Genomic DNA, 26,275 nt, shown 5'->3' on the forward strand with positions numbered 1-26,275 from the left:
GAGACTGCCCAGGCAGTCTGCATCGACGGCGCATGGCAGCCATTCAGCTTGAAGCACGTATCTCAACAATTTGTAACCCGTTCGCGCGCGCATCGACCTTGATTGCTCTAAGTTCCCTTATTATAAGCATGCTTACGATCTTTGGACCCCGCTCCATGAACTCCAATCATTCGACACTTGGCTTCGTTCTGCACGATGTCGCGCGCCTGCTCCGCCGCCGCTTCGAGCAGCATGCGCGTGGCTCAGGGCTGACCCGCTCGCAGTGGCAGGTGCTCGCATATCTCGAACGCAACGAAGGCATCCATCAAAGCGGCTTGGCCGAGCTGCTGGAGATCGAACCGATTACACTCGGCCGCATGGTCGACAAACTTCAGGAGCTTTCTTTGGTCGAGCGGCGGCCGCATCCGACCGACCGCCGCATCTGGCTGCTGTGGCTGACTCCGAAGGCACGCCCCAAACTGACCAAGCTCAAGGCACTGGGCGACCTCACCCGCAGCGAGGCGCTTGCCGATATCTCGGAAAAGGATCGCGAGCATCTGTTGAAGACGCTGACGACCCTGAAAGTGAATTTGACAAACGCCATTGCCTCCCAACCATCACTGAAACGAGCGAACAATGGCTAAGAACGAAACCGCCAACACGGCAAAGGCGCAGGATGATGCCGAAAACGTGCATCACCTGACGCGGACGAAGGCCGAGACCGCCCGCGTCGAAACTCCTGCCGAACGCCGGCCCGCCGAACACCCCGAATCTCCCGCCAGCGAGCAGGAGAGCGCCGCCACTCTCGCTCCGGGCGATGCCCCCCCTCCGGGCGAGGGTGGCAGGCGACTCTCGACCCGCAAGGTCCTGTTCGCGCTGCTGCCGATCGCGCTCGTCGTCTTCTGCTACGTCTACATCACCGGCGGGCGAACGATGACCACCGACAATGCCTATGTGCAGGCCGACATGGTCGGCGTCGCCAACGATATTGCCGGCATTGTTAGTGAAGTCGACGTTAAGGAGAATCAGAAGGTCGCCGTGGGCGATGTGCTGTTCAAGCTGGATGACAAGGCGTTCCGTCTCGCGCTCGATCGCGCCGACGCACAGCTCAGCATCACCCGCAACAACCTGATCGCCTCGCAGGCGAACTACCGCAACATGCAGGCGCAGATCGAACAGGCCAAGGCCGACGTCGATTTCGCCAGCGTCACCTTCAAGCGCCAACAGGAGCTGGCCGCCAACAACTTCACGCCACGCGCCACCTTCGATGATGCCCGCCGCAATCTTCAGGTCGCGCAGCAGAAGCTGGCCTCGCTGAATCACCAGCTCGCCGGGCTTGCTGCCAGCCTGAACAACGATCCGAATGCGGCGGTCGAAAGCTATTCACAGTATAAGGAACAACTGGCCGTGCGCGATGAAGCCGCGCGCCAGCTCAGCCATACGGTGGTTCGCGCGCCGATCGCCGGCGTCGCCACCAAGGTCGCTTCGCTGCAACCGGGACAATATCTTGCCGCCTCCACCAGCGCGTTGGCCGTGGTCGCCACCGATCACGTCTGGGTGCAAGCCAACCCGAAGGAGACCGAGCTGACCTATGTGAAGCCGGGCCAGAAGGCGACGATCGAGGTGGACACCTATCCGGGCGTCCAGTGGAATGGAACGGTCGAAAGCATCAGCCCGGCGTCGGCGTCGAGCTTCTCGCTGCTGCCGGCCGAGAACTCGAGCGGCAACTGGGTGAAGGTGGTGCAGCGCATCCCGATGCGGGTGCGGGTCGAAACGGATCCCAACAAGCCGCAACTTCGCGTCGGCATGAGCGTGGAGCTCGGCGTCGATACCGGTCACGCGCGTGGCGTGCCCGAGCCGATCGCGCGGCTGTTCAGACACGCGGGAGCTTAAATCATGGCCGGCGCCGTATATGACGAAGGCGTCGTTCCAGCCGGCATCAATCGCATCGCGATCACCGGCTGCATCATCCTGGCGGTCATCATGCAGGCGCTGGATACCACCATCGCCAACGTGGCGCTGCCGCATATGCAGGGCAGCGTCGCCGCCAGCAGCGAACAGATCAACTGGGTGCTGACCTCTTACATCGTGGCGGCAGCGATCATGACCCCGCCGTCCGGCTACCTGACCAGCCGGTTCGGCCGCAAGCGGGTGCTGCTGATCTCGGTTGCGGGCTTCATTATTACCTCGATGCTCTGCGGCGCGGCGCAAACGCTCGAGCAGATCGTCATCTTCCGCCTGTTGCAGGGATGTTTCGGCGCGGCCTTGGTGCCAATCGCGCAAGCGGTCATGCTCGACATCTTTTCCTTGAAGGAGCGCGGCACCGCTATGGGCGTATTCGGCGTCGCGGTGATGGTCGGGCCGGTGCTTGGCCCGGTGATCGGCGGCTGGCTCACCGATCAGCTCAACTGGCGCTGGATCTTCTACATCAACCTGCCGCTCGGCGCGCTGGCCTTCGCAGGCATCTCCTATTTCATGTATGAGACCCGCAGCAAGGCGCCGAGCAAGTTCGACTGGCTCGGCTTCGGCAGCCTCAGCGTCTTCATCGCCGCGCTGCAGGTGTTCCTCGACCGCGGCAGTCAGCTTGACTGGTTCTCCTCGCTGGAAATTATCATCGAGGCCGTGATCGCGGTCTCGGCCCTGTACATCTTCATGGTGCATGTCTTCACGTCGAAGACGCCGTTCATCAATCCGCGGCTGTTCCTCGACCGCAATTATGCGATCGGCATCGTCTTCATTTTCATGATCGGCATCACCTATCTCGCCTCGATGGCGCTGATGACGCCTTACCTGCAGACGCTGATGGGCTATCCGATCGTCACCGCCGGTATCGTCATGGGACCGCGCGGGCTCGGCACCATGGTCTGCATGTTCGTGGTCGGCCGCATGATCAACAAGGTGGACACCCGCATCCTGCTGCTGATCGGTTTCGGCCTGACGGCATGGTCGATGTACGACATGACCGGCTGGACGCCCGATGTCTCCCAGTGGACGATCGCCTCGGTCGGCTTCATACAGGGCGCCGGCCTCGGCTTCCTGTTCGTGCCGCTGACGACGGTGACCTTCGCGACCCTGGCGCCGCAACATCGTGGCGAAGCAACCGGCATGTACAACCTGTCGCGCAATACCGGTTCGGCGGTCGGCATTTCGATCGTCACATACCTGCTGTCGCGCAACGTGCAGGTCAATCACGCGATCCTCGGTGAGCACGTCAATCCCTACAATCGCGCGTTCGACAATCCGACGGTACTGAACCTGATGAGCCCATGGACTGCGAGCGGACGTGCCGTGCTCGACCAGTTCGTCAACGGACAAGCGTCGATCATCGCCTACATCAACGATTTCAAGCTGATGATGATCCTCGCCTTGGCAGCGATGCCGCTGGTCTTCCTGCTGAAGAAGGCGACGCCTTCGAACGACGCGAGCCACGCGATCGCCGCGGACTGACGTGGCCCGCCGAGCGGCGGAACGCTTGCGATTTTGACCCGAAAGAGAACCGAACACTCGGCCGGAAAGGGCTCTATCCCGGTCTCCGTGCCGCCAGCGCTTCACCAAATGCCTGGAACAGCGCCCGGTTGATGGGATTGCGCTGCGGGTCGTACTCCGCATGCCATTGCACGCCCAACGCAAATCCGGGAGCATCGGCGATGCGGATGGCTTCGATCGTGCTGTCCTCGGCCACACCCTCGACGACGACGCGCTCGCCGGGCTTGAGGATGCCCTGCCCGTGCAGCGAGTTGACGCGGATCGTTTCGCATCCGAACAGCTTGGCGAACACTCCACCAGGCACCAACGCGACATCGTGGCGATCAGCGAAAACGACCGCCGGATCGGGATGGACCTCGCCCGTCTCGAGCCGCGGCATGCGATGGTTCATGCGGCCCGGCAGTTCGCGGATTTCCGGATGCAGCGAGCCGCCGAATGCAACGTTCAGCTCCTGCAGACCACGGCAGATGCCGAAGATCGGGATACCGCGCGCGACACACGCCTCCGCCAACGCGAGCGCCACGTCATCGCGGGCGCTGTCGTAGGGCTCGTGCTTCGGATCCGGCTCGACACCGAAACGGGTCGGATGCACGTTCGCTCGCGCTCCGGTCAGCAAAATGCCATCGACCGCATCCAGCAGTGCACCGATGTCGGTGACGTCCGGAACGCTGGCAAACATCAACGGCATCGCCCCTGCGACCTCAGCCACCGCGCGCAGGTTACGCTCGCCGACCGCCTGAACGGAAAAGCGCTTTTCGACGATCTGCGCGTTGCCGATCACACCGACGATCGGTTTACTCATGGTGCGCGCCCACTTCTGCGGCGGGCCGTTCGCAAGCTGCGGCCATCGGTCGTCTGATCTCCCGTCCGTCCGGGCCAGCCCCAAGCAGCCCGAACTCCGCGGATCATGCCCGGCGTTCGCCGCAGGATCAATGGCGAAGCCGGATGGCACAGCTGCCGCCGGCGCGGTGCAGGGCGCGAGCGAACTGCGGATATGGAAGGCTAGAATTCGCCGTGCAGACGGCCCGAGATGATCGAGACCGGACCGCGGTCCTTGTTGTAGGCCGGGCTGGCGATGAACTGATAGTCGGCAGTCAGAGTAATCGCCTTGCTCAACGCGAAGGCGTAGTAGGTCTCCAGGATACGTTCGGTGCCGTAGTTCAGCCGCCCGTCGCCGATCAATAACCCGATGCCGCCAGCCGCCAGATAGTCGCGGTGCGCAGCCGACAGGCCATTCACCGCGCCACCGAGGCCGAAGGTGTCGGCCGGCCGGCCCCAGTAACTGCCCTTGACCGAAACACCCCCCGACAGGCTGCGGTCGATGTCGGTGAAGGACAAGATTTCGTTACGCCCGTCATTCCAGCTCGCGCGGGCGAAAATGCCGATGTCGGTCATCACCTGCTGCTCCAGGTTGACGTAGAAGCCGTATTTCGACCGCTGGCGACGGTTGACCGCGGTGAAATCGTTGATATCGAGGGCCGGATCGGCCACCACCGCAGCCAACGCGTCCCGATAGCTGCCGGTGATCCCCTTGTTGGCGAAAACGCCAATGCGGACCTTGCCGGGCTGCACGAAGACCGTGTGGCGCTCTTCAAACTCGACCGCGGCGCCGCCAGTTTTCGACGTGAGAACGTCGCTGTTCGGCTTGCTCGGCACCTGGAAGACGCCGGCGCGCACCGCCCAATCCTTGCGATTGAGCTCGACCACGGCGCCGCGCGTCATGCCAGGCAGGTCGGCCGGGAAATCGTAGGCGGCAGATGCCCACATCGCCCAGTTCATGAAGTCGGTGCGCGGGTCTTTCGCATAGGCGTTGGCATCGAAGAAGTCCCCGACCGCAAACCGGCCGACCGTCACGGTGATGCGATCGATGTCGCGCTTGCCGGCCAACTGGAAAGGCCCGTCGGCGACTTCCTCCTGCCCGCCACCGAGGCCGAAGGTCTGGCGGAAGATATAGCGCTGCAGACGGAAGCGCGGATAATCGGTCCCGCCCTTCTGCGCCTCGCCGTTCGAGAACCCGCCAAGTCCGAGCGTGCTGGCGAGCCCAAAACCTTGCGCGATCTCCGGGTTGAAATAGACTTCGCCGCCCTCCCACAACCGCAGCCCGATGAATGCGCTGGTGGTCCACGTCTCGCGAATTTGGCTGCGGCCCGGCAAGCTGTTGGCACCTTGATACGGCGCCCGGAACGACGGGTAGCCCTGCGTGATCAGCGTCGTCTGGCCGTGCACGTTCCAGTTCGATGATTGCGGCATTTCCGGCGCCTTGAACACCGGCTCGCCTGATCCGCCAAGAGGCAGCGTGTCCCATAGCTTGTAGTTCAGGCCGGCCTTCAACAGGTGCAGCCTCGGCGCCGCCGTCACGTCGGGCAATCCCACATCCGCCAGGCTGTAGGTGCGCTTGCCGAGATCCACGTAGTTGTACTCGACCTTGCCGCTCCAATTGCGGTCGAACGCGTATTCGGCACCGATGCCGGCAATCCAACCAAGCTGCGTACCGGTTTTCTTGCCGAGTGCATTGCCGGCCGCATCGTTGATCACCACGTGAGTCTGGCCCCAGGCGGCACCGCCGGTGACGTATGGCATCAGCGCACCGAAAGCGTAGCCGATGCGCCCCCGCGCGGTCGCGAGATAGTCAAGGCTGGTATTGAAGGGTGTCAGTCGATGCTGTGCCTGATCCAGCGGCCCTGGAAAGGCGACGTCCATCTCGGCGCCGAGCACGAACCGGTTGGAAAGCTGGCGATTATAGCCGGCCTGAAAACCGCCGGTTAGCCCCAATAGACTGTGCGGCAGAAACACGGCCTGGAGCGGCAGCGGGTGGGTACCCGACCCGAGGGCGCCGAAACCGTAGCCGACCTGACCGCCGAAATAGGTGCCGGTCCAATCATGACTGGTGGCAGGCGGGCTTTTGAGGAAGGGACGGACAGGCTGGTCGGCGGCAAGCCCGGGGTAGGCGGTCGTCAGCAAGGCGGTGATCGCCCCCGCAGCAGTGAACGTCCCCTTCATGGCCCCGACTCATCCTGCTCACAATTTCACTGCTTGCCCCATTTCCGCTCGGAAACCAACCGGGCAAGGGACGTCGTCCGCCGGGAACACCCACGCGACTGGCGGCTTAGTACAGAATTGTGACAACCGGATTATCGGCTGCGCGTGCCTCAAGGCGGCAGTCGCTACGCATGGCGGATGCCGTATGGAAAACCCGAGCAAGGATGAGCGCGCGAAGCTAACCGCTCGCTCATCGACCCTCTACTCGACGGTGATGCCAGCTGCTTCCACGAGCCGCCGCACCTTCTCGCTCTCGGCGCGGTGGAAGGCCTCGACGCCCTCCTTCGCCTGAAACGGAAGCGGCTGACTGCCAGTCGATTCGATATAGGCCACAACCTCCGGAGCCTGCATCACCTCGGCGAATGCCTTGACAAGATCATCGATCACGTTCGCTGGCGTGCCCGCGGGAGCGACAACGGTGGACCAGCCGCTCCACACTGCAGAAGGATAGCCAAGCTCGACCAGGGTCGGCGTGTCCTTCATCACCGGCGAGCGGCGCGATCCGGTCACCGCGAGCGCCCGCAGCTTACCCGCCTCCAGAAGCGTCTTGAGCGGGCTGTAGTACTCGAAAGCCACATCGACAACGCCCCCTGTCAGATCCGTAAGCGCTGGCGTCGAACCTCGGTAAGGCACATGGGTCGCCTGGAAGTTTGCGGCACTGCGGAACAGCTCGAAAGCGAAGTGCTGCCCCGTCCCGGCGCCGGCCGATGCGAAATTGATCTTCTCTGGATGAGCGCGGGCATAGCTCACGAGATCGTCCACGGTCTTAAACGGACTTGACGCTGGCACGACCAGAATGGGCGAGGCTTCATGCAGCGTATGGATCGGCGCGAATGACTTGAACGAATCGTAGGACAGCTTCTTGTAGATCCACGGATTGGTCGCGATCGTACCCGAGGTGGCATAGAGCAGCGTATAGCCGTCCGGCTTCGCGCCGGCGACGAATTCGGTGGCGACGATACCGCCGGCGCCCGGCCGCGGATCAACGATCACAGGCTGACCGATCTTCGCCGACAGCGTCTTGGCGATGACACGGGCCGACAGGTCAGTCACGCCGCCCGCAGGCGACGGCACCACCCATGTCACGGGTCGGCTCGGATAGGGCTGCGCCTGAACCTTTGCGTGAGGCAGCAGCACCATTGCAAAGACAGCGAGGGCAGACGCACTCAAGGTGAATTTCGAAACCATGGAGATCGTAATCCTGTCGTTGATCCGTGGCCGCCGGACACAACGCTCCGCCGACGCGCGAGTGGGATGGAAAAGGATGGGAAGACCGGCTCCGGCGGAGCCGCTACGACGCCTTCGCGCCACGCGCCGGCATCTGTGCCCGCCGGCGAGCCCAGTCCTCGTCGGACCAGGCCAGCATTTCAGCGACGCCGCCGCGCGCCCCGCCGAGGTATCGGCGACCGCCGTCGATCACGACGCTCTCGCCGGTGATGTAGGCGGCGAGATCAGACACCAGGAACGCGCAGAGATTCGCGAGCTCGACATGGTCACCGTGCCGCTGCAGCGGCACCCCCGGCGCATCCGTCCCGTTTGCACCCACCGTCGGATTCAGTCGCGATGTCGCACCATCGGTTGGAAAGCTTCCCGGCACGACCGCGACCAGACGGATGCCCTTCGGCCCCCACTCGACCGCGAGGCTCTTCGTCATCGCATCGATGCCGGCCTTCGCCATCGCTGAGGGAACGGTGAATGGCGCACCGGACAGCGCCGACAGCGTCAGCACGCTGAGCACTGTTCCTGGCCGGCCACGCTCGATCCAGCGGCGTCCCATGCCGGTGGTGCAGTACGCGGTACCGTGCAGGCAAATGCCGAGCACGGAATCGAGCGCGCGTGCGGAGAGCCTGTGCGTCTGGGCGATGAAGTTGCCCGCCGCATTATTCACCAGCACATCGATCGGCGCCGCCGCCCACGCCGCATCCAGCATCGCTTCGACGCTTTCGGGATCGCGGATATCGCACGCCACGGTCTGTACCGTCCGGCCGAATGCCTGCTGGAATTCCGCGGCGGTCGCATCCAGAACATCCTTGCGGCGTCCGCAGATGGCGAGTTCGCTTCCCAGAGACAGAAACCGTCGGCCCATGCTCTTGCCGAGGCCGGTCCCGCCGCCCGTAATCAAGACACGCTTGCCGGAGAGCAGGTTTTCGGAGAATTCACGCATCTGATATTCGTCCTCCAGACGGACTTCGCTGTTATGGATTTTACTTGCTATTCAACCAGCAAGTAAAAAGAATGTCGAGAGCCAAAAAGGACAAGAAACAATGTTGTTAGACGACGATACCCGGATGATTCAGGAGACGGTCGCCAAGTTTGTCGACCGTGAACTGATCCCGCTCGAACCCCAGGCCCTGAAAGTGACAGGCACGGGCGGCGATCGCGCCGGGCTGACGGAGGCCCAAGTACAGCATCTACGTCAGGTGTCGCACAAGCTCGGACTGTGGGGCCTCGACGCCCCGGTGGAATTGGGCGGCCACGACCTGCCGGCGGTGACTCTCGCCGCCGTCAACGAGGAGATGGGCCGGACCTGCATCAACTTCACGCTGCCACCGGACTCCCCGAACCTGCGCATGCTGCAAGCGGTCGGTACGCCCGCGCAGAAGCAGCGCTACCTGAAGCCTTACATCGAAGGCCGCATGACATCGGCGATCGCGATCTCCGAGCCGGGCGCTGGCGGCGACCCGGCCGGGATGACCACCCGCGCCGTGCTGGAGGGCAACCAGTGGGTTATCAATGGCCGCAAGATCTGGATTTCTTCCGCAAAGACGGCCGACTTCGTCATCGTCATGGCGCGTGTCGGCGACGGCCAGCGCCGCGGCGGCATCACCTCCTTCATCGTCGAACGCGGCACACCCGGGTTCATCATCGAGCGTGAAATTCCGATGCTCGGCGGCGTCAAGACCTATGAGGTCCTGTTCGAAAACTGCCGCATTCCCGAGGATTCGGTCCTTGGCCAGATCGGCCTCGGCTACGCGCCGATGCAACTCCGGCTGCTCACACGCCGCCTCGAGATGGGCGCCACCGCCATCGGCATGACTCGCCGCGCCGTCGAGATGATGTGCGAGCACGCGAAGCAACGGGAAACGTTCGGCGTCAAGCTCGCCGACCGCCAAGCCATCCAATGGTGGATTGCCAATACATCCATCAAACTGCATGCCTGCCGGCTGATGGTGCACGACGCCGCACAGAAGACCGATCGCGGCGAGGACGTTCGCCATGAAGCCTCGATGATCAAAGTGTTCGCCACCGAAATGGCTTACGAGGCCTGCGACCAAGCCATGCAGACCCTCGGCGCACTGGGCATGACCGTCGAACTGCCGCTGAACGCGCATTGGCAACGCGCGCGGCTGATGCGCATGTATGAGGGACCGAGTGAGGTGCATCGCCAGACGATCGCCCGGCGCGTGCTGGGACGCTAAGCGGATCCACGATCATCGGATGGACCGGCTCCGTCGCGCCGGTCCGCTACCGTGGAGTTTATGCCGGCGGTGCCAGCGCCCGGCGCAGATTGGCGGTGAACGCATCGCGCAGAGCCCCGATCTCCATCGAATCGGGATCGATCAGCCATTGCATCACCGCCATGCGCAGCGTCGCCAGAACGAGCTGCGCCTGGGCCTGAACGTCGATATCGGACCGGATGTTGCCGAGCTTGATTCCCTGCCGGATGTTGGATGCGATCCGCCTGACCGAACGATCCGTCACCGCCGACATGGCCGGTTGCAGCGCCGGTTCGCGCAGCGACTCGATAATCGCAACGAGCAACGCCCGCGATCCCTGCCCGGCTCCGTCGAAGTAGGATTCGGCCGCAAACAACAACGACTCCATTCCCGGCTCGCGCGGCGAGGCCTTGGCAAGATTCTGCGCGAAGGAATCGACGATGAATCCGGCAAGCGCAGCGATGAGATCATTCTTCTTGCCGAAGTAATGCCGCGGCAGCCCGCGACTATAGCCCGCGGCCTCACCCACTTCAGCCAGCGTCAAGCCGTCCAGCCCACGCTCGGCCACCAGCCGCGCGGCCGCTTTGAGCAGCCGCCCTTCGGCCTCGTCGCGGCGCACCGCGTGGGAGCGGGCCTGCTTTTCCGGCTCGGCCGCAGCCGCCGATTTGGGAACTTCTTCGTCCATCGCCATACCAGGAGGCGCCAGCGGCCAGCACCCTATTCTTGGTCGAGACCTAGCACACTGGCCTGCCTGCCACCAACACGTCAGGCCGCGGCCAGGGGATTTGGCCGGGACTGGCCCGAAGAGCCCGGCGGCCAGTGCTCTTGCGGGCCTTTTGGCAAAGCCATATTCATGCGTTCAATCTTATATCCTGACAGACGGCAACTTTGAAAGCGAACTCGCCCCCTTCACCCCGCACACGCCGACGGCAAGCCGACCGGCGGGAAGCTGCCGAACAGGCGCTGCTGCAGGCGGCCGTCCACCTCATTGCCACCAAGGGCATCCGCGGCACGACCGTCGCCAGCATCGGCGAGGCCGCCGGCTACAGCAAGGGCCTACCCGCCCACTACTACAAGAACAAGACCAGCCTGCTGAAATCGGTCGTCGATTACATCTATGAAGGCTTCGCCGAACGGCTGAGAACTGGACGGCCTGCGGAGCGCGGGCTGGACGCGCTGATCAAAGCCGTCGAGGTGTTCGCGCAGTCGAATCTTGAAATGGCCAAGACCCTGAATTTGATGCAGAAGGAAGCGCTGCTACCGGACTCCGAACTGCGCCCGGTTTTCCAGAACTACAATCGTGTGACGATCGCGCGGATTGCCAAGGAAATCCAGATCGGCATCGACAAGAAGGAAATCCGCGCCGATATCACGCCGCAGGTGGAGGCCGCTTTGCTCCTCGCCGCGCTGCGCGGCATCAATGTGCAATGGACGCTGAATCCCACCGCAGTCGACCATGCGAGCATCACCAGGGAAATGGTCGCCTTCCTGAAACGCTCCCTCGCAACCCGCATCTGAATCCCATTCCGCCCGTGACCTCCGCGGTCACCGCGCAACCGACCGATCGGAGACGCCATGTCACATCCATCAGCCTCTGTTTCCCAGCGCGCGGCAGAGATCGCTTCGCGGGTCGAAGCCTTCGTGCGCGAAACCATCATTCCTTATGAGAAGGATCCGCGCCGCTCCAGCCATGGGCCGACCGATGCGCTCGTGATGGAAATGCGTGCCAAAGCCCGCGCCGCCGGCGTGCTGACACCGCACATCCTGCCTGACGGCGATCATCTGACCCAGCGCGAGACCGCGCATGTGCTGAAGAAGACCGGTTTGTCGCCGCTCGGACCGCTTGCCTGCAACACCGCGGCTCCGGACGAAGGCAACATGTACCTGCTCGGCAAGGTCGGCACCCCCGAGCAAAAGCACCATTTCCTGAAACAGCTCGTCGAAGGGCACGCACGCTCGGCCTTCTTCATGACCGAACCGGCCAGCGAGGGCGGCGCCGGTTCCGATCCTTCGATGATGCAGACGACGGCGCATCGGAGCGGCAATCACTGGGTGGTCAACGGCCGTAAAGCCTTCATCACAGGCGCCGATGGCGCCAAGGTTGGCATCGTGATGGCCCAGTCGGAGGAAGGCGCCTGCATGTTCCTGGTCGATCTGCCCAATCCGGCGATCCGCATCGAGCGCGTGCTCGATACCATCGACTCATCAATGCCCGGTGGCCATGCCGTCATCACCATCGACAACCTGCGCGTCCCTGCCGACCAGATGCTCGGCGCCAGCGGCGAAGGCTTCAAATATGCCCAGGTCCGACTGAGCCCGGCGCGGCTATCGCATTGCATGCGTTGGCACGGAGCAGCCACCAGGGCCCATGAGATCGCGACCGCTTATGTCTGCGGACGGCAGGCATTCGGCAAGCTGCTGATCGATCACGAAGGCGTCGGCTTCCAGCTCGCCGATAACCTGATCGATCTGAAGCAAGCCGAACTGATGATCGATTGGTGCGCCGATGTGCTGGACGCCGGCTCCCTCGGCACGGCCGAGAGCTCCATGGCCAAGGTTGCCGTCTCCGACGCCCTGTTCCGCGTCGCCGATCGCTGCGTTCAGGTGATGGGCGGCACCGGGGTCACCCAGGACACCATCGTCGAACAGGTCTTCCGGGAAGTCCGCGCCTTCCGCATCTATGACGGCCCGACCGAAGTCCACAAGTGGTCGCTGGCGAAGAAGATCAAGCGCGACTTCATGGCTCACGCGAAATAGCCGGCGATCTGGTGGTCTCCCTCGCCTCGGGAAAGCGCGACCACAGCTCCTCCCGCACGGCCTCGAACTGAGCGATCACCTGCTGCAGTTGCTGAAGCCGGCGCTGCGCGGCCTTGATTTCGGTATCGAGCGCATTGAGGCTATCGGTCGCCGCCTCGTCCCGGGTCAAGTACTCGTCGGCATCGTTTCCGACCGAGATCGCCGCGCGGGTCGTCACATCGCTCAATCGTCGATCGAGGCCTGCCTGCTCGGCCCGGGAATTGTTCAGCGCCTCCTCAAGCGCTTCCGCGACTTTCGCCACGCGGGCGGCATCGGTCTGCCGATCCCGCTCATCGGAGCGGGTGCGGAACGTGCGCGATTTGAAGAAGCCCACCAGCATCTGAAGCGATCCCTGCTTGGCCGCTTGCGGGAAAGGGCTCCCGATAGCGAGCGTCAGTAGGATAGCGAAAGCGGACGGCCGACGCAGCTATAAAGAAATCCGCTGCGGGTCACCTCATCCGGCTCATAGACGTTCCTGAGATCGACGATGACCGGACAGGCCATGACCGAGGCAAGCCGTTTGAAATCGAGCGCGCGAAACTGATCCCATTCGGTGACGATGACGATCGCATGCGCATCGGCGGCGCATTCGTAGGCATTTGCGCAAAATTCGACGTGATCCGCCGTCTGCCGGAAGCGCTCCATTCCCGCCGGGTCATAGGCACGCACCGTCGCGCCGAAATCCTGCAACGCCGTGATCAGCGGCATCGACGGCGATTCGCGGATGTCGTCCGTGTTCGGCTTGAACGTCAGCCCCAGCACGGCAATCGTCTTGTCGCGCAGGTTGCCGCCGAGAGCGGTGGCGACCTTCTTCGCCATGGCCCGCTTGCGATGGTCGTTGACATCGATGACCGTTTCAACGAGGCGCAGCGGGGCTTCGTAATCCCGCGCGGTCTTCGCCAGCGCCGTCGAATCCTTCGGGAAACACGAACCGCCAAAACCTGGCCCAGGATGCAGGAATTTGGGGCCGATCCGCTTGTCCAACCCCATGCCGCGCGCGACGTCCTGCACGTTCGCTCCGATCTTCTCCGACAGGTCTGCGATCTCGTTAATGAAGGTGATCTTGGTCGCCAAAAAGGCATTCGACGCGTACTTGATCAGCTCGGCGCTCCGACGATCGGTGAACATGAGCGGCGACGCATTGAGATGGAGCGGACGATAAATCTCGCGCATCACATCACGCGCCCGCTCATCGTCGGTGCCGATGACGATCCGATCCGGATGCTTGAAATCATGCACAGCAGCCCCTTCGCGCAGGAACTCCGGATTCGAGACCACCGGCGCTTCGATATTCTTGCGCTCGGAGCGGATGATCCGTTCGACCTCGTCTCCGGTCCCGACCGGAACGGTCGATTTGGTGACGACGACGGTCGAATCCGACAGGGCAGCGGCAACCTCGCGCGCCGCCGAATAGACGTATGAAAGATCCGCGTGCCCGTCCCCGCGCCGCGAAGGCGTGCCGACGGCGATGAACACCGCGTCGGCGTCAGCCACGGATTCGCCGAGCGCGGTCGTAAAACGCAGCCGTTCCTCGGTTACGTTGGCAGCGATGATCTGGCCGAGCTGCGGCTCGTAGATCGGCGTCTCGCCGCGATTCAACAGCGCCACCTTCTCCTGGTCGTTGTCGACGCAAACGACCTCGTGCCCGAAATCCGCCAGGCACGCGCCCGAAACCAATCCGACATATCCTGCACCAATCATCGAAATCCGCATGCGTGCTCCTACTGATACTGGCTGTAGCGAGGGAAAACCGAACGAGCGAGCGCGTGCGTACGCAGCCGCCGTTAACCGAGCAGAATGGCGCGACCGTCAAGGTGCGCGGGAAAGAAGAAGAAGTTGTTGATGTAGTCGCGCCCCTCCTTACGCCCACCGTTGGCAAGCAAGGCGCTCGCGTCCTGCATCGTCCCCGGATCGAATTCGGTCACTGGGCGGACGTCTCCCTGGCGAAGGAAATAGCCGCGATAGCCATAACGCGCGAAGAACGCGAAGACAGCAGCCGTTGTCGAGGCGCGGTGGCGCTCCTCGGCCTCGACCAGGAAAACCGGCTGGCTGCGCTGAAGCAAACCGGTCGCGCCGTTGAGAACGCTGAGCTCATGGCCTTCGACATCCACCTTGACGAAGGCGACATCATCCTGAACAGCCTGGTCAAGCCGCACCGTTCTGACGACCTCATTCAGGCAGGTGCCCGCATCTGTCCCCACGCCGGCCTCGATCGAGGCGAGGCTGTGCACCGGTTCGTCTGAGTTCACCGGCACACACAGCGTGGCCACGCCTTCGCGATCCGACAGCGCGACGTGATGGATGCTCACGTTATCCGCCGCCGTGCGGCGGAGCAGATCGACCATCGCCTGCGCCGGCTCGAAGGCATGAACCTGTCGCGACCGGCGTGCCAACTCGCGGGTATAAAGACCATAGTTGGCCCCGACATCGACGGTCACCGCATGTTTGGGGATGATCTTCTTGAGGAAATGCAGCTCCACTTCAGCCGATCGTGGACGGCGGAAAAAGTGCCATCGCAGCCACGCAGACGGGAATGCCTGTTTGAGGGTACTCTTGGTAGCCTTCAACGCGCCCATGATCGCTGCCCCTGCCCGGCGTGTCGGTCCCCTTCTGAAGCTGAGGGCATTGGCACCTCAAACACGCTGATAAACATCCTCGATCCGGACGATATCGTCTTCGCCCAGGTAAGGACCGGACTGCACCTCGATCAGATTGAGCGGAACCTTGCCGGGATTCTCCAACCGGTGCGTGCAGCCAAGCGGCACGAAGATCGATTCGTTCTCGCGAAGCAGAACGGTTTCGTCATTCCGTGTGACGAGCGCCGTGCCGTTGACCACGATCCAATGCTCGGCGCGGTGATAGTGCATCTGCAACGACAGTTTCGCACCCGGATTGACGGTGATGCGCTTGACCTGGAAGCGGTCGCCGGTGTGAACGGACCGATAATATCCCCAAGGCCGATGCACCGCGGGGGTTTCGACTGCCGACCGATGGCCGTTGGCGCGTACCCGCGCGACCAACTTATTGACGTCCTGGTCGCGGTCCCGCTTCGCAACGAGAACAACGTCCTCGGCAGCCATGACGATCAGATCCTCGACGCCAAGCGCGGCGATCAGCGGGCCTTCGCTGCGCAAATAACATCCCTTGACGTCCTCGGAGACGACCTCGCCGACCTTGACGTTGTCGGCATCGTCCTTCACGCCCATCTTCCAGAGCGCCAGCCAGCTGCCGACGTCGTTCCAGCCGATATCGACCGGCACGACGACCGACTTGTCCGTTTTCTCGATCACTGCATAGTCGATTGAGATCGATGGCGATGCGGCAAACGCCTGCTCGCCGATCCGTAGGAAATCCAGGTCGCCGACTGCGTCAGAGAGCGCGGCGCGGCAGGCAGCAAGCACCTCCGGCGCGAGCCGCTCCAACTCGTCGATATACGCCTGCGCCGGCAGCAGAAAAATACCGCTGTTCCAAAGGTGCTGACCGCTTGCGAGCAACGTTTCGGCTTTCTGCAGATCGGGCTTCTCAACAAAGCCGCCGACCTGGTGAATGCCCGGCGACGCGCTGAGCGCCTCACCCATATGAATATAGCCAAGCCCGGTCGCCGGCGCGTCCGGCCGGATGCCGAACAGAACGAAACGCCCGTCCCGCGCCGCCGGCAAACCAGTGACCACCGCCTGGCGGAAGGCGGCCACATCGCGGACGATGTGGTCCACCGGCATCGCCAGAATGATCGCCTCCGGATCGTTCTTCAGTGCGATCAGCGCAGCAACGGCAATCGCCGGCGCGGTGCTGCGTCCGAACGGTTCCAGCACCATGGCCGCCTCCTTCCTGATCGCCCGCAGCTGCTCGGCGACCAGGAAGCGATGCTCGACATTCGTCACGATGATCGGCGCGCCGAACAGGGCGGGATCATCGACGCGCAGCATCGTCTGTTGCAAAAGCGTCTTGTCCTCGAGAATCGACAGCAATTGTTTCGGATGATTCTCGCGCGACAACGGCCAGAGGCGGGTTCCCGTTCCGCCGGACAGCAGCACGGGAATAACGGAGGTCTTGGATGTCATGAGTTCCCCTCTCCTCTGGACGCGCCCAATTTGGTCTCAAGCACATGGCAAATCTACATCCCGCTTCCCGCAAGAAACTCCCTGCGGATCGTGCGGAGGATAATGGTCGCATCAAGCCGCAACGAGCGGTGCGCGATATAATCGAGATCATGGTCCACGCGGGCGATCGCAGCCTGGGCGGTCGCCGTGCTGCCGCGATAGCCGCTGACTTGCGCGAGGCCCGTGATCCCCGGCTTCACGGCATGGCGCTGGAAATAATAAGGCACGAGATCCTCGTACAGAACTCCGGCGGCAAGCATTCCCGGGACATGCGGGCGCGGCCCGACCAACGACATCTCCCCCTTCAGCACGTTAATCAGCTGTGGGATTTCGTCGAGGCTCGTGTTGCGGAGAATACGGCCCACGCGTGTCACCCGGACGTCGCCGACCGCAGTTTGCTGCCGTCCCGACGAATCGCCAAGCTCGACGTACATGGTCCGGAACTTGTAGATGCGAAACAGACGGTTGCGATAGCCGTAGCGGTACTGACGAAAGAAGATCGGGCCGCGCGATGTTGCCCGGATCGCGATCGCCACAGCCACAAAGATAGGCAACAGGAAGAGAAGTCCCAACGCAGCACCGGTGACATCCACCATCCGCTTGCCTAGCGATGAGGCCGGTTCGACTCCCGATACACGCGGCGCGTAACGCGCCTGACGGGCGCGCCTAGCATAGTCAGAAGAATAAGCGATCCGCGGACGATAGAGCTTCCACAGACGGGAAACATTATCCTGATCGACGGGCGGTGATACGAGAGAGGTCATCGCTCGGTTCCATCCAAGAGCAAGAAGAGAGGCACAGACCGAAGGCAGGATCGAATTCGCAAACGTTCCTCTACCTGTCCCGATGCAGTGAACGTTCGCACGCGAACACGTTCTCTAATCTTCTTGAACGAAGTTTGGCGGAAAAGCGAAAAATTTCGCGAGCGCAGCAATTGCACTGCACCTAATGTCGTCACGTGTATGTCGTCGTTGAAAAATGAATCGTGCCGCAAATGACTTAGGAGAGAATGCCCATTGGCTGAGCTGCATGTCAGTTGAATCAGACATGCAATTCGTCATAATGAATCATCGTCACTGGAAATCGAAAGACACATCGGTTCATTTGGAACTGCTTCAATAAAAGACATTGCGATCTCACGATGAGCACTCAGTTTCAGAAACTCGACAGCAGCACGCCGCAAAATGGGCGCGCTGACGATGTTTCATCGGTTAACTCCGGAATGACAGCCGGCAACACCAACGAGATCGCGACGTCGTCAGCGGCAAATCCAGATCGCCGCCTGCGAAACCGGATTCTGTTGATCAATGCAGCCGTCTGGATCGCCATCATCGTCCTCGTTAGATGGCTGTTGTTCTGAGGCTGGCTGAGATTCGCGCAACCGAGCGCTGGTTCCGCAGGCAGGGCCGCTGCATTTTGCGCCAGATCGAATGACAAACTCGCAAGCAGGCTCGTCCATCGATCTCAGCGCCTGGGCGGCATCGACACCTCGGAACACACGCATCTATGCTGTCGGCGATGTTCACGGGCGCGCAGACCTGCTCGCAGAAATGACCGAACGAATCGACGACGATTGCTTCCGGCGACCGGTTCAGCACGCCATTGAAGTCTATCTCGGCGACTATATCGATCGTGGTGTTGCTTCGAAGGATGTGATCGACATTCTTTGCCGACGCCTCGTGCGACGAAACGCCATATGCCTGCGCGGGAACCATGAAGCACTGCTTGAACGTTTCATCATCGATCCGACCATGGTGTACGACTGGGCCCGGCTCGGCGGACTTGAGACGCTCAACTCCTACGGCGTCGCATTCGATGCGGATCAATCATCCCTCGACACGCTGCATGGAGAATTCTGTTCCGCATTTCCGCGCACGCACACGCTGTTCCTTCGCTGCCTCAAGAATATGTATCGCTGCGGTAACTATCTCTTTGTCCACGCAGGGATCAGGCCCGGAGTGCCGCTCGCCGCACAAACACAAGAGGATCTCACTTGGATTCGCGACGAGTTCCTGACATCGACGGTCAATCACGGGTATGTCGTCGTGCACGGTCACACGCCCGTCATGCATCCCGAAATCCATAAGAACCGGATCAACATCGATACGGGTGCCTTCTATTCAGGCACGCTCACATGTGTTGTCCTGGAAGACACATCTATCCAGTTTCTCTAGTCAGTCGATGCAAAGCATCTGTTGCTGAGCAGCCGTTACATTCTTTTGCCTACATTGCCGCTGTTAATGCCGCCGTTCTTCTAAGAGTGGTTCCTGTGTTCAGAACCGTCAGTAGCAGTGAGTATGAAGATGATCCGCCGATTGATGCTGCCGTCCTGCTTCGGTCTTCTTCTCGCCGCCACGCCTATCGCCGCTGCCACCAGTGGATTTGCAGCCGAAACAGGGCTGCCCCCGAACACTCGGACGCGCGCCGCAACATCACAACCGGATCACAGTTCCCTCTCCTATCGGCTGGGGCCGAACGATCGCATCCGCCTGAAGGTTTACGGCGAACAAGACGTCAGCGGCGATTACGAAGTCGATGGCAGCGGTTACGTCTCTGTTCCGCTTGCTGGACGCGTTCGAGCTGCAGGTCTCACGACGCGTCAGTTGGAACGCGCCATTGCTTCAGCACTTGCGAAAGGCATGCTTCGCGATCCCCGCGTCAATGTCGAGGTCGCAGCCTATCGCCCATTCTATATCTTGGGCGAAGTCAAACGCGCCGGCGAATATCCTTATAAGTCCGGCTTAACGGTGCTCGATGCGGTCGCCAGCGCCGGCGGATACACCTATCGCGCCAACGAGAGCAAAGTCGCGATACGGCGTGCCGGTTCCGCAGTAGAAGATATCTATCCGCTCGATGTTCCAGTGCTTGTGTATCCCGGCGATAACATCCGCATCCCCGAACGCTACTTCTGATCGCGCGGAACTTCTTTCGCGCACTGCAAGTGAACATGCACGAGGACTGTGCACGCTCACTCATCCGTCCGCCATACTGTGGTCTCTTTGCAAAGCAACATTCACGTTGCGAAGCGAGAGCAAGTTCTTCTCGGATGCGTCATCGCATCGGCCATCTCGATCATTGAGTCAGGGGAGCGTTCGATGAGAAAGTGGTTGCCTGCAACTTTTGTCAGCATTCTTCGTCAAAGAATGTGCAACGACGACATCGTGCGTCGCCATCGCACGGAGCTAACGAGCTCCGGCCGATCCTCTTAACAATCTAATCTAGTTGTAACAAAGCACGTCGATTCTTGCGTTCGTGTTCAGCGTTCTTGCGCAGGAAGCAGTTAATGGTGGCTGGCGTAACGGGACCATCGAGTCACACCAGATTGATCTTCATCTGGCAGTCTTTGACCGTGGTCATCTTCATCGGCCTCACGTCTAGAGCGGATGCGCAGGTGATCCCCTTGTTCAGTGAGCTGTTGTCTTCACCTTGGAGCGCTCAGCGCGTGTTCGAAAGAACCACGCTGCCACAGCTCGACGATCCGGAGACCGTGGAACGGCCCGAGCCGGAGGACACTCCCGTTAAGACCCGTCAACATCCCGGTTACGAACCCGTCGGCATCCGCTCGGGATCCTGGATGTTCAATCCGTCGCTGACCGCGGGAACATTCTACGACAGCAACGTATTCTCATCTTCGACAATGCAGCGAAGCGACATCGCAGCCGTCGTGGAACCAACGCTGCGGGCACACACACTTTGGGAGCGGCACGGCATCGATCTGAAGGTCGGCATGCAGTCCACTCTCTATAATAGCAACACGAGCCTCAATCAGACGAACTACGGCATTCGCGGCAGCGGCTGGATCGACGTGACCCGCGACCTCGCCATTCTGACCAGTTTCCAGGCATCGCATCTCAACGAGGGAGTCGGAACGCTCAGTTCTCCGGTGAATGCTATCCAACCAACGCCGTACGACCTGCTTTCCGGCGACGTCACAGTTCGCAAGCAGTTCAATCGCTGGTCGGCCTCGATGGGCGTTGGCGTCGATTCGTACAATTACGGATCAACGCGCGCGATGGACGGCACCATCATCTCGCAGGACGCGCGCGATGGACAGATCTATTCCCTGCATGGCCGCACAGAGTATGCGTTTTCCGCGAACCTCGGCTGGTTCGCGTCAGCCGAATACAATCAACGTGAGTTGCGCGGAACCGAGGCCCAGAGTCTGAACTCGCGCGGATACCGAGCGCTCACTGGTCTCAATATTGCATTGACCCATCTCATCACCGGAGAATTCGGTGTGGGCTATGCACAGCAGCGCTTCGAAGACCTCGCGATCGGCACGATCGAGGGCCCCGCCTATCGGGCTGTTCTGACGTGGCGGCCGACGCGGCTACTGGATGTGACATTCAAGGCCGAGCAGATCGTTACCCAGACATCGGACACCAGCGCGACCGGCGTAAAAGCCAACGCATTTCAGCTCGGCATCGATTACGAACTGCTGCGCAATGTCGTCGTGTCCGTTGCGGGCGCTTATGAAGACGACCGGTTCCACGGACAATTACGCAACGACAAGGTCACCACCATCGACTCGCGGATCAAATACCTGCCGAGCCGATTTGGAATGATCTCGCTGTTTCATCGTTACTCGCAGCGCGACAGCAACACGCCCGGCTTCAGCTACGACAAGCATCTGGTTGGATTAAATGCTACGGCACAATTCTGATTATCTGCCGGTCCAGGAGTTCGAGCCGGCCCCGCGCGACGACGGCCTGCGGCCGGTCGATCTGCGGGAGATCGTCAAGATTTTGCGACGACGCTGGCGCATCGTCCTCGCGATCCCTGCGGCCCTTGCCGCTGCGGCTCTCATCTTCGTCTTGACGGCGACCCCACAATACACCGCGACGGCGACGGTTCTGGTCGATCCTCGGCGGGCGAACATCGTCGATACGACCCAGACAGTGCTCTCCAACTTCGGAACCGACGACGCCACGATCGAGAGTCAGGCACTGCTGATTCAGTCAGTCGCCATTCTGCGCCAGGCCGTCATCAAGATGAAGCTCTTCGAGGACGCAGAATTCGTCCCGCCGCCCACCTTGATGGGCACGATCAAGGGTTTGTTCCGAAGCGCATCATCCAGCGATGTCGATCCGCAAGAGATCGCAACGTCACGCGCCGTCGATTCGCTTCAGCCGCGGTTGAAGGTGGTTCGCCAGGGCACGACGTTCCTGGTCGACATCAACGTCAAGTCCGAAAGTCCGAGGAAAGCCGCGGCGATCGCCAACAGCATCGCCGACGCCTATTTCGGCGAACAGGTGCGTTCGAAGTACGAAGCGACCCGCATCGCCTCGACCTGGCTGAACACCCAGATCGAGACGCTCCGCAAGCGGGTCACCGCTTCGGAGAAAGCGGTCGAGGATTTCCGCTCCGCCAACAATCTCACCGTCTCGCAAGGCGTAACCGTCAACGACCAGCAGATCACCGACCTCAACAACAAGCTGATCGAGGCGCGGGTGCAGACCGCCGAAGCGCGCGCGAAGTTCGATCAGACCCAAAAGATGGCAAAGAGCGGAGGCGATCCCGGCGCCATCAATGCGGCCATCTCTTCCGACATCATTACCAAGCTGCGCACGCAATACGCGGATATCACCAAGAGTGAGGCGGACCTCTCGACCAAGTATGGCGCGCGGCATCCCTTGGTGGCCAATGTCCGCGCCCAGCTTCAGGACACCCAACGCCTCATCACCGAGGAGGTGAAGCGGATCCTGGAAGCCACCCGCCACGATTATGACGTTGCGAAATCCCGTGAAGAATCTCTGCAAGCCAGCCTCTCCGAGCTGCAGGGCGTTTCAACCGTATCCAATCAGGCGCAGGTCCAGCTGCACGAGCTGCGCCGTGAGGCGGAGGCCAACCGCACCCTCTATGAATCCTATCTTGCCCGCTACAAGGAAGCGAGCGCGCAGGAAAGCCTCGAAATGCCCGACTCGCGGGTGGTCACGCGCGCAAGCATTCCGCTTGCTCCCTCGTTTCCGAAATCGACGCTGATCATCGGCATCGCTCTTGCTCTTGGATTCGGCGTGGGTTGCGCCGGAGCCTTCCTCGCCGACTATCTCGACCGACGCGTCAAGACCCTCGACCAGGCCGAGGACTTACTCGGCTTGCCGGCGCTGGCCGCCGTGCCGCTCGTCGATGCTCGCGATCTCGCCCGGCTCGCAAAGCGCGGGCGCGAATCCCTTCAGCGCCATGATCCAAGCGCGACCGGATTGCTGCCTCCGCCCCTGCAACCGCCCTTGATGCGCTATTCGACCGAAGAGCCCTCGTCGTTCTTCGCCGAATCCGTGCGCGCCATCAGGCTGTCGATTCAGCGGGCCCTGCGTGTCAAGCCGGTGCAGGTGATCCTGGTGACGTCGGCGATCGACAACGAGGGGAAAACCACGGTTGCCGTCAACCTGGCCCTCTCGTTGGCGTCCCTCGGCATCCGTACGCTGCTGGTGGACTGCGATCTCCGGAATCCGGAAACCACCCGCTCGCTTTGTCCACGGGCCGGGAGCGGCCTGCTGCAGGTCGCCCTCGACAACGAGCCCATCGAGCGCGCCATCTTGATTGATCGCAGCACAGGTCTTTCGGTCCTACCCGCACCGCCGAGCGGATACAGCCATCTCACCACCGAGTTCATGTTCTCCGACAAGATCGGCGACGTTTTCCAGCACCTGCGACAGCACTACGAGCTGATCATCCTCGATTCGCCGCCGCTGGTTCCATTGGTCGACGGCCGCGCGCTCGCCGAACATGCCGATCAAATCCTGTTGGCTCTCGCCTGGGACAAGACACCGCTCGACGCGGCGATCCATGCCCTCGATCTGCTGGAGCCGGTGCGCGATCGAATCCTTGGAACGGTGTTGACCCGGGTCGATCTGCATCGCCTGCGTTTCTACGACTACTACAGCAGCTCAGCTTACATTAAGCCGTACGTCGATCGCGGCTTGACGCGGGGGGCAACCACGTGAGGAGCGCTTCGCGCCTGCCCTCACCTGGGACCGGCACCCACGCTGTCTCCCCGCAGGGTCAGTGGCAACGCCGTCGTACAGTCCGGCCGGAAGCAACCCTGCTGGAACTCGGCATCGCCGGCTGCACAGCCCTGGCGATCCTGGCAACGCTGACCATCTCGTCCGCGCTGCTGACGCATTGGAAAATCCAGTATGTAACTGCAGGTGGCAACTTCTATGAGAAGCTGCATCCGGCAACTTACTTCACCGTGCTGGCACTCGGGCTCATTCTGCTGCGCTCGGGCAATCCGGTGCGTGAACTGGTACAAATTTTCGCAGGCTCCGTCACGATCCTGTTCTACCTGATCTGCTGGGTCCTCCTGCTTGTCCAGACGGTTCTCCTGCAGCGGCCGTTCACTACGGTCGTCGACACCTTTCTGCTGCCGCTCCTACTGACCATCGTGATTTGGCGGACCAATCCGTCGATCAGACGATTGCTGGTGTGGCTGGTGCACGGGCTCATTCTGCTCAACGTACTCATCGGCTACTATGAGTTCTTTGCCGGAAGCCGGATCATCCCGCTCACTCTCGGCAATATCCTGGTGGTGGGAGAATGGCGCTCGGCGGCGCTACTCGGCCACCCTCTCACGGCCTCGGGCCTGATCGCAGGTTACGTCCTCGCACTGCTGCTCAAGCCGTCGCTCTGCCCGCAGCCGATGCTGCGATTGGCCTTGATCGCGTTCTGTCTCGGCTCACTCATGGTGTTCGGCGGCCGCACCGCTCTCGTCACAACTCTCATCGTTTTTGCGCTGTCGGCTGCGTTCACCCTGCTGCGCATGCTTCGCGGCGAACGTTTCCCGCTGGCCGGCTTGATCTTCGCCATCGCCGTCATCTTCGCGAGCCTAGCTGCCATCTTTGCCCTGCTTGATCTCGGCCTGTTCGATAAGATGCTGCTGCGATTTTCATCGGACAAGGGAAGCGCGCTCGCACGCGTCGCCACGCTCAACCTCCTCTCCCATTTCGATTGGAACGAAATCATTTTCGGTCCGAGCGTCGCACGCGCCAATGCCTTGCAAAGCCAGATGGGGCTCGACTATGGCATCGAGAATTTCTGGGTATCGTCAATCGTTCAATTCGGCCTGATCCTGACGGCGCTGATGACAACGGCTTTGGTTGCTTTCTTCACCAAGATCTATCTCGTCTCGGACAGAGCGGTAATTGCGCAGATGGTCCTGATCGCCGTGATCGCTGCGAGTTCGGTGAGTTTTTCCTCAAAGAACATTCAACTCGCCCAGTTTATCATCCTGATCACCACGCTTCTGCCCAGACAGGCACGACAGCCCCGGCGAGCCATGCAACCCCAACATTCCATCGATCGCCGCATGCCGATCCGCCAGACGGCCGCCGGGAGCGCGTCATGACTGTCTATGTTGATCACACTCATCTCGGCCGGCGCGTCACCGGCATCGAACGGATCACAATCGAGCTGTTCTCACCGTCGTCGCTTGCTCCGCTGCAGCTGACACCCATCACCGCGGATGGTGTCGGCGCCATGGTCATGAAACAATCATTCGCCTTGCCGCTGCGGTTATCTGATCCGTCGGCGATCCTGCTGTGCCCCGGCTTCCCGCCAAGCCCGCTGTTATGGCCGTTCGCCGAACGGGTCATTCCCTACATTCACGACCTGTTTCTGATGACGCGACCTGACGACCTCAACGCCAGAGCCAAGCTCTACATGGCGAAGCCGTTCAAGCTTGCGGTCAAACGCTACCCGCGATTTCTCGTCAACTCAGCGGATACGGCGAGGAAACTGTCCGAATTCTGTCGCAGCGATGCCGAAATCATCACCTACCGGCCGAAGGTCCGCAACGTCTTCGGCGTCGACGCAGCCAGCCGGGATGAGCCTCGCGCGAGCGGAACGTCGCTGCGATTGGTGAGTATCGGCACCGTGGAGCCGCGCAAGAACTACTTGTATGGCGCACGTATTCTCCAGGCCCTCCGACAGTCCGGCTTTGCCGACGCGACGTTGGAGATCGCCGGCCGCAACGGTTGGGGTGACCATTGGCAAGCGCTGGAGCGCGAGAATGGCATCTCGCTGCGAGGCTACTGCTCAAACGAACAAGTGAGATCACTATTGCAGCAGGCCGATGCGCTGCTGTGCACCTCCCACGAGGAAGGGCTCGGACTGCCATTGCTTGAAGCGCAATACGCCGGCCTGCCCGTCATCGCTCCTGACGACGCGGTGTTTCGGGAGGTTCTCGGCACCTCCGGCATCTTCATCGATCGGCAAGATCCGGTCGCCGCAGCCCGCACGATCGCAGCCGCATTGACGGCGGACGGATGGCGCGCCCGCTTCAAAGAACGCAGCATGCATAATCTCACACGCTGGAATGCCCTGGCTGACGCCGATCGAGCGGCCGTGAGTCAGATGATCTCATCGCTTCCCGCAAGCGCCGCGCGCGCGTCCCGGATCCGTACACCCGCATCCGGCAACAACATCCATTAGGCCGAACTC

At 61.7% G+C, this 26,275-nt stretch carries 23 protein-coding genes; 12 read left to right on the forward strand and 11 right to left on the reverse strand.

Translation table 11 applies throughout. The features are described 5' to 3' along the window. The first annotated feature begins 155 nt into the window (after positions 1-155). Genes X566_RS02765 through X566_RS02775 form a run of 3 tightly spaced genes read left to right on the forward strand, consistent with a single transcriptional unit; the run spans position 156 to position 3,426 of the window. The gene (locus X566_RS02765) at positions 156-623 is read left to right on the forward strand and encodes a MarR family winged helix-turn-helix transcriptional regulator (RefSeq protein WP_034463258.1); all 468 of its coding nucleotides are present in this window, start codon (positions 156-158) and stop codon (positions 621-623) included. Beyond that, a complete protein-coding gene (locus tag X566_RS02770) occupies positions 616-1,872 on the forward strand; it encodes an HlyD family secretion protein (protein ID WP_081740026.1) in 1,257 nt (418 codons plus the stop codon). The genes X566_RS02765 and X566_RS02770 overlap by 8 nt, the downstream gene beginning before the upstream one ends. A gap of 3 nt (positions 1,873-1,875) precedes the next feature. Next, the gene (locus X566_RS02775; RefSeq protein ID WP_034463259.1) at positions 1,876-3,426 is read left to right on the forward strand and encodes a DHA2 family efflux MFS transporter permease subunit; all 1,551 of its coding nucleotides are present in this window, start codon (positions 1,876-1,878) and stop codon (positions 3,424-3,426) included. 73 nt (positions 3,427-3,499) lie between these two features. Here X566_RS02775 and X566_RS02780 read toward each other — a convergent pair whose 3' ends face one another. The 4 genes from X566_RS02780 to X566_RS02795 form a co-directional block, all read right to left on the reverse strand. Continuing rightward, a complete protein-coding gene (locus X566_RS02780; RefSeq protein ID WP_034463260.1) occupies positions 3,500-4,267 on the reverse strand; it encodes a gamma-glutamyl-gamma-aminobutyrate hydrolase family protein in 768 nt (255 codons plus the stop codon). Between the two features lie 200 nt (positions 4,268-4,467). Beyond that, the gene (locus X566_RS02785) at positions 4,468-6,465 is read right to left on the reverse strand and encodes a carbohydrate porin (protein WP_034463261.1); all 1,998 of its coding nucleotides are present in this window, start codon (positions 6,463-6,465) and stop codon (positions 4,468-4,470) included. A 240-nt stretch (positions 6,466-6,705) separates the two neighbouring features. Continuing rightward, positions 6,706-7,692: a tripartite tricarboxylate transporter substrate binding protein gene (locus X566_RS02790; RefSeq protein WP_034463262.1), complete on the reverse strand. Its 987-nt coding sequence runs from the start codon at positions 7,690-7,692 to the stop codon at positions 6,706-6,708. A 103-nt stretch (positions 7,693-7,795) separates the two neighbouring features. Then, the gene (locus tag X566_RS02795; RefSeq protein ID WP_034463263.1) at positions 7,796-8,668 is read right to left on the reverse strand and encodes an SDR family oxidoreductase; all 873 of its coding nucleotides are present in this window, start codon (positions 8,666-8,668) and stop codon (positions 7,796-7,798) included. Between the two features lie 100 nt (positions 8,669-8,768). Between X566_RS02795 and X566_RS02800 the strand changes: the two genes are divergently transcribed. Beyond that, positions 8,769-9,923 (forward strand): acyl-CoA dehydrogenase family protein, encoded by a 1,155-nt coding sequence (locus X566_RS02800; protein ID WP_034463265.1) that lies wholly within the window; start codon positions 8,769-8,771, stop codon positions 9,921-9,923. A 58-nt stretch (positions 9,924-9,981) separates the two neighbouring features. Here the strand turns inward: X566_RS02800 and X566_RS02805 are convergent, their stop codons facing one another. Then, positions 9,982-10,626 carry a TetR/AcrR family transcriptional regulator gene (locus tag X566_RS02805; RefSeq protein ID WP_160170431.1) on the reverse strand — a complete coding sequence of 215 codons (645 nt, stop codon included), beginning with the start codon at positions 10,624-10,626 and terminating at the stop codon, positions 9,982-9,984. A 203-nt stretch (positions 10,627-10,829) separates the two neighbouring features. Here X566_RS02805 and X566_RS02810 point away from each other — a divergent pair, with 203 nt between their 5' ends. Together X566_RS02810 and X566_RS02815 are read left to right on the forward strand one after the other, a co-directional pair. Then, the gene (locus X566_RS02810; RefSeq protein WP_034463268.1) at positions 10,830-11,459 is read left to right on the forward strand and encodes a TetR/AcrR family transcriptional regulator; all 630 of its coding nucleotides are present in this window, start codon (positions 10,830-10,832) and stop codon (positions 11,457-11,459) included. A gap of 57 nt (positions 11,460-11,516) precedes the next feature. After that, positions 11,517-12,698, forward strand: a complete 1,182-nt coding sequence (locus X566_RS02815) for an acyl-CoA dehydrogenase family protein (protein WP_034463270.1) — start codon at positions 11,517-11,519, stop codon at positions 12,696-12,698. On the opposite strand, the gene X566_RS02820 is transcribed toward X566_RS02815, so the two are convergent. From X566_RS02820 to X566_RS24940, 6 genes are all read right to left on the reverse strand, one after another. Next, positions 12,679-13,077: a hypothetical protein gene (locus X566_RS02820; protein ID WP_051443826.1), complete on the reverse strand. Its 399-nt coding sequence runs from the start codon at positions 13,075-13,077 to the stop codon at positions 12,679-12,681. The genes X566_RS02815 and X566_RS02820 overlap by 20 nt on opposite strands. 53 nt (positions 13,078-13,130) lie before the next feature. Further along, positions 13,131-14,450 (reverse strand): UDP-glucose/GDP-mannose dehydrogenase family protein, encoded by a 1,320-nt coding sequence (locus tag X566_RS02825; protein ID WP_034463272.1) that lies wholly within the window; start codon positions 14,448-14,450, stop codon positions 13,131-13,133. Positions 14,451-14,521: 71 nt separating this feature from the next. After that, a complete protein-coding gene (locus tag X566_RS02830) occupies positions 14,522-15,313 on the reverse strand; it encodes an FkbM family methyltransferase (protein ID WP_034463273.1) in 792 nt (263 codons plus the stop codon). A 57-nt stretch (positions 15,314-15,370) separates the two neighbouring features. Continuing rightward, positions 15,371-16,798 carry a mannose-1-phosphate guanylyltransferase/mannose-6-phosphate isomerase gene (locus X566_RS02835; protein ID WP_034463275.1) on the reverse strand — a complete coding sequence of 476 codons (1,428 nt, stop codon included), beginning with the start codon at positions 16,796-16,798 and terminating at the stop codon, positions 15,371-15,373. Between the two features lie 53 nt (positions 16,799-16,851). Next, entirely contained in the window at positions 16,852-17,433 is a 582-nt protein-coding gene (locus X566_RS02840; RefSeq protein WP_244434655.1) for a sugar transferase, read from the reverse strand. Between the two features lie 559 nt (positions 17,434-17,992). Further along, on the reverse strand, positions 17,993-18,169 hold the full coding sequence (locus X566_RS24940) for a hypothetical protein (protein ID WP_206538680.1): 177 nt from the start codon (positions 18,167-18,169) through the stop codon (positions 17,993-17,995). Positions 18,170-18,267: 98 nt separating this feature from the next. Here X566_RS24940 and X566_RS02845 point away from each other — a divergent pair, with 98 nt between their 5' ends. The 6 genes from X566_RS02845 (at position 18,268) to X566_RS02870 (ending at position 26,266) form a co-directional block, all read left to right on the forward strand. Next, positions 18,268-19,011: a metallophosphoesterase gene (locus X566_RS02845; protein ID WP_051443827.1), complete on the forward strand. Its 744-nt coding sequence runs from the start codon at positions 18,268-18,270 to the stop codon at positions 19,009-19,011. A 123-nt stretch (positions 19,012-19,134) separates the two neighbouring features. Continuing rightward, positions 19,135-19,749: a polysaccharide biosynthesis/export family protein gene (locus X566_RS02850; RefSeq protein WP_244434656.1), complete on the forward strand. Its 615-nt coding sequence runs from the start codon at positions 19,135-19,137 to the stop codon at positions 19,747-19,749. A gap of 353 nt (positions 19,750-20,102) precedes the next feature. Then, complete coding sequence (locus X566_RS02855; RefSeq protein WP_244434657.1) at positions 20,103-21,500, forward strand: outer membrane beta-barrel protein; 1,398 nt, start codon at positions 20,103-20,105, stop codon at positions 21,498-21,500. Next, the gene (locus X566_RS02860; protein ID WP_034463279.1) at positions 21,481-23,781 is read left to right on the forward strand and encodes a Wzz/FepE/Etk N-terminal domain-containing protein; all 2,301 of its coding nucleotides are present in this window, start codon (positions 21,481-21,483) and stop codon (positions 23,779-23,781) included. The genes X566_RS02855 and X566_RS02860 overlap by 20 nt, the downstream gene beginning before the upstream one ends. Continuing rightward, a complete protein-coding gene (locus X566_RS02865) occupies positions 23,778-25,181 on the forward strand; it encodes a VpsF family polysaccharide biosynthesis protein (RefSeq protein WP_051443829.1) in 1,404 nt (467 codons plus the stop codon). The genes X566_RS02860 and X566_RS02865 overlap by 4 nt, the downstream gene beginning before the upstream one ends. Continuing rightward, entirely contained in the window at positions 25,178-26,266 is a 1,089-nt protein-coding gene (locus X566_RS02870; RefSeq protein WP_034463280.1) for a glycosyltransferase, read from the forward strand. The genes X566_RS02865 and X566_RS02870 overlap by 4 nt, the downstream gene beginning before the upstream one ends. The last annotated feature ends 9 nt before the right edge of the window (positions 26,267-26,275 follow it).

The sequence above is a fragment of the Afipia sp. P52-10 genome (assembly GCF_000516555.1).
GTDB lineage: Bacteria > Pseudomonadota > Alphaproteobacteria > Rhizobiales > Xanthobacteraceae > P52-10.